Origin of the sequence: Flavobacterium sp., from assembly GCF_043760115.1 — a bacterium.
Classification (GTDB): domain Bacteria; phylum Bacteroidota; class Bacteroidia; order Flavobacteriales; family Flavobacteriaceae; genus Flavobacterium.
The window spans coordinates 1-4270 of record NZ_JAYUPK010000011.1 but is presented as its reverse complement, the minus strand read 5'-3'; the positions used below and the strand labels follow the sequence as shown (position 1 = coordinate 4270).

4 protein-coding genes are annotated in these 4270 nt (G+C 31.6%); 1 reads left to right on the top strand and 3 read right to left on the bottom strand.

The features are described 5' to 3' along the window. From ACH2BC_RS00775 to miaB, 3 genes are all read right to left on the bottom strand, one after another. On the bottom strand, positions 1 to 707 hold a 707-nt coding region (locus ACH2BC_RS00775; RefSeq protein WP_395052025.1), incomplete at its 3' end, for a sigma 54-interacting transcriptional regulator. 107 nt (positions 708 to 814) lie between these two features. Further along, positions 815 to 1204: a GxxExxY protein gene (locus ACH2BC_RS00770; protein WP_395052024.1), complete on the bottom strand. Its 390-nt coding sequence runs from the start codon at positions 1202 to 1204 to the stop codon at positions 815 to 817. A gap of 48 nt (positions 1205 to 1252) precedes the next feature. Beyond that, on the bottom strand, positions 1253 to 2692 hold the full coding sequence (gene miaB, locus ACH2BC_RS00765) for a tRNA (N6-isopentenyl adenosine(37)-C2)-methylthiotransferase MiaB (protein WP_395052022.1): 1440 nt from the start codon (positions 2690 to 2692) through the stop codon (positions 1253 to 1255). A 603-nt stretch (positions 2693 to 3295) separates the two neighbouring features. Between miaB and ACH2BC_RS00760 the strand changes: the two genes are divergently transcribed. After that, positions 3296 to 4270, top strand: a 975-nt coding sequence (locus ACH2BC_RS00760) for an IS110 family transposase (protein ID WP_395052021.1), incomplete at its 3' end; no start/stop codon positions are given.

Genomic DNA, 4270 nt, shown 5'->3' with positions numbered 1-4270 from the left:
GCATTTCTCAATTGACGAATGTTTCCGCTCCAACGATATTTTAGTAAATATGGAATTGCTTCGTCTTCAAGTTTTAAAGCTGGCATTTTGTATTTGTGAGCAAAATCGGCAGCAAATTTTCTAAATAACAAATGAATATCGTCTTTTCTATCACGTAATGGTGGAAGCAAAATGTCAACCGTACTTAATCTGTAATACAAATCTTCACGGAATTTTCCTTTTTCGATTGCATCAAATAGATTGACATTTGTGGCAGCAACAATTCGCACATTGGTCTTTTGAACTTGTGATGATCCCACTTTTATAAATTCGCCATTTTCCAATACACGAAGCAATCTTACTTGAGTTGTTAATGGTAATTCGCCCACTTCATCTAGAAAAATTGTTCCACCATCAGCAACTTCAAAATAACCTTCACGTGTAGAAGTTGCGCCAGTAAACGAACCTTTTTCGTGTCCGAATAATTCACTATCAATTGTTCCTTCAGGAATTGCACCACAGTTTACAGCGATATATTTTCCATGTTTTCTATGCGAAAGCGAATGTATTATTTTAGGAATACTTTCTTTTCCAACGCCACTTTCTCCAACTACCAACACCGAAATATCAGTAGGAGAAACCTGAATGGCTTTTTCTACGGCACGATTGAGTTTAGGATCATTTCCTATAATTTCGAATCGTTGTTTTATTGATTGTACTGTTTCCATTTATGCTGAATTTATTTCAGTATCTTTTGTTTTTAATTTATTGCGAGGCACGAAGCAATCTCATTATTTATTTTTAACCACAAATTACACGAATTTTCACAAATTAATTAAGTGCTTATTAATCTTTTATGTGTTAATGATTTATTTTGAAAATTTACAATAATTCCAATCGGAGTTTTAGCGAGTTTCATATAGTTCAATGTTCTTGAAAGATGATCATTAGTTACTTCACTAGCTGACTTTACTTCTAGAATGATATCTTCGTAAACAACAAAATCTGCGTAAAAATTATGAGGTAGAATAAATCCTTTGTATTCCACATCATACATTTGTTCTCTTACATATGGAATATTATGATTTTTAAATTCAATTTCTAAAGCATCTTTATATACTATTTCAAGTAAACCTGGACTTAAAATTCGATGAACTTCCATACACAATCCAACAATAGTATAATTTTCATCTTTCTTATAATAAAATTCAGTATCGTTATTCATAATTTTGATTCATAATTTTGTGAAAATTCGTGTAATTTGTGGTAAAAATCAATTCATCTCGCTTAATCCAACAGCAATACCTTTCAAAGTTCCACTAGTGCAACTCTCAATTTTTACATTCACAAAATCACCAATTTTATAATCTTCTTTAGGAAAAACAACCGTAATACTTTGTGAATTTCTTCCAGAAAATTCTTCTTTAGATTTTTTAGATAATTTTTCAACCAAAACTTCAACTGTTTTACCAATAAATTCTTCACTTCTTTGCCAAGCAAGCTTTTGTTGTAAATCTACAATTTCTTGCAAACGTCTGGCTTTAGTTTCTTCGGTAACATCATCTTTCATTTTTCTTCCAGCCAATGTTCCAGGACGTTCAGAATAGCTGTACATATATCCAAAACTATATTTTACATACTCCATTAATGATAAAGTATCTTGATGGTCTTCTTCTGTTTCTGTAGGAAAACCAGCAATCATATCTTGACTAATCGAGCTTTCTGGAATTATGGTTTTAATTTTGTCAATCAGCGTCATATATTCTTCACGCGTATGCAAACGATTCATTTCTTTCAAAATTCGATTACTTCCAGATTGAACCGGTAAGTGAATATGCTTGCAAATATTTGGATATTTAGCAATAACGTGCAAAACACTTTCGTGCATATCTTGAGGATTGGATGTCGAAAAACGGATTCTCATTTTAGGAAAACCAACAGCAACCATTTCCAATAAACTATCAAAATCTACCGAAGTTGCTTTTTGAATCTCGCTCGCATTTACAAAATCTTTTTTCAATCCGCCACCAAACCAAAGGTAACTGTCCACATTTTGACCCAAAAGCGTAATTTCCTTAAAACCTTTGTTCCATAAATCCTGAATTTCACTCATAATACTTTGTGGCTCACGACTGCGTTCACGACCACGAGTAAAAGGTACCACGCAAAACGTACACATATTATCGCAACCACGAGTTATAGAAACCAAAGCTGTAATTCCGTTGCTCATCAATCGCACTGGCGAAATATCACCATAGGTTTCATCCTTTGATAAAATCACGTTTATGGCATCTCTTCCTTCTTCAACTTCGGCCAATAAATTAGGTAAATCCTTGTATGCATCTGGACCAACAACCATATCTACAATTTTCTCTTCATCCAGAAATTTCTCTTTTAAACGTTCTGCCATACAACCCAAAACTCCGACTTTCATATTCGGATTGGTTCTTTTTACTGCATTGTATTTTTCTAATCTTTTGCGAATAGTTTGTTCTGCTTTATCACGAATAGAACAAGTATTTACCAAAACCAAATCGGCTTCTTCCAATATTTGAGTAGTATTGTAGCCGTTATTAGCCAAGATGGAAGCTACAATTTCGCTATCCGAAAAATTCATAGCGCAACCATAACTTTCTATATAAAGTTTTTTTGTGTTTTCTAATTTTGTATCAAGAACCAAGCTTTGTCCTTGTTTTTCTTCTACGTGTTCCATTTATGCTGAATTTACTTGTACTGAATTCATTTCAGTATTTCAGTATCTTAATAATCTTTGAATTTCTTGGACTGCAAAGATAGTACTAAATTAGAATATCTGACAAGTTGGCAGTTGTGATTTAACATTTTTTTTACTTGTAGCCAATCCAGCTTTCCTTTACATCTCGATAGCTATCGGGACACAAAAAAAAGTAAAAGTTTCTAAAGTTTTAAAAAGAGCTTCCGTTGGTCGCTTTTTTAAAACAAGAAACTTTTACTTTTTTTGTTTTGGGCTTTTCATTTCAAATGCGAAGCATTCATCGAACACCAATCAAAATAAAAAACATAGTGAGATAATCTCGGCTCATATCTTTGCATACAATAAAAAAGTGTGAAATACGTATCTTTGAAATAATATTAATAGATAAACAAAACCAAGTTGCCAAATTGTATCTGGGCGAAATACATCAATGATGATATTGTAGAGACTAGGAAAATCAACTTGGTTTAATTACATTAAAGTTTCAATAGTACTTAAGCACTTACTTTAAAAGAAAGATGCTGTATAAAAAATGAGCAAAGACCGTTGTAATTTTTTGTTTATCATTTAAATCAAAGCGATATGAATTTAAAGTATTCTGTAGGACTTGATGTTTCAAGTAAAAAAATCAATGCATGCATAAGTGTTATTGATGAAAAGCAAAAAGTAATAGTTAAATCTAGTACAGAAATAGCTAATACAAAGAAAGGATTTGAGAATTTAGAACAATGGATATTTAAGCATAAAAAAGAAGCTATTCCAGTTGTAATTTGTATGGAAGCTACTGGAATTTATCACGAAAATTGTGCCTATTATCTTTATGAAAAAGGTTTTGAAACCTCAATAATCTTACCAAATAAAGCAAAAAAATATTTGGAAGCAATTGGATTAAAATCAAAAAATGACTCAATTGATGCCAAAGGATTATCACAAATGGGAGCAGAACAATGTTTAGATACTTGGCAACCAATGGGAGAATTTTTCTATGAGTTACGTCTTTTAACTAGACAACATCAAAATGTTACTGAGTTGAAAACAGTTTTAACAAATCAAGTAAGTGCTTTGAATTATGCGATGTATCAATCAGAGTCAGTTAATAATCAACTTAAAGAAACTATTTTATTATTTGAAACACAATTAAAAGAATTAGAAAAAACAATTAAAAACTATGTAAAATCGAGTGAGAAAGTAGAACAAAGAGCAAGTAATGTTTTATCGATGAAAGGATTAGGTATATTAACATTGGCTACGGTTTTAGCAGAAACAAATGGATTTGAGTTGTTTAAAAATTACAAACAATTGGTATCCTATGCAGGTTATGATGTTGTAGAGGCACAGTCTGGAACACGAGTAGGAAAGACAAAAATATCAAAAAAAGGTAATTCTAGAATACGAAGAGCAATGCATATGCCATCGTTAGTTGTAATACAATGTAAAGTAAAACCGTTCAAAGATTTATGGGATAGAACCTATGCGAAACATGGAGTAAAAATGAAAAGTTATGTAGCCGTACAAAAGAAATTATTAGTGATGATTTATCATTTATGGAACAAAAAT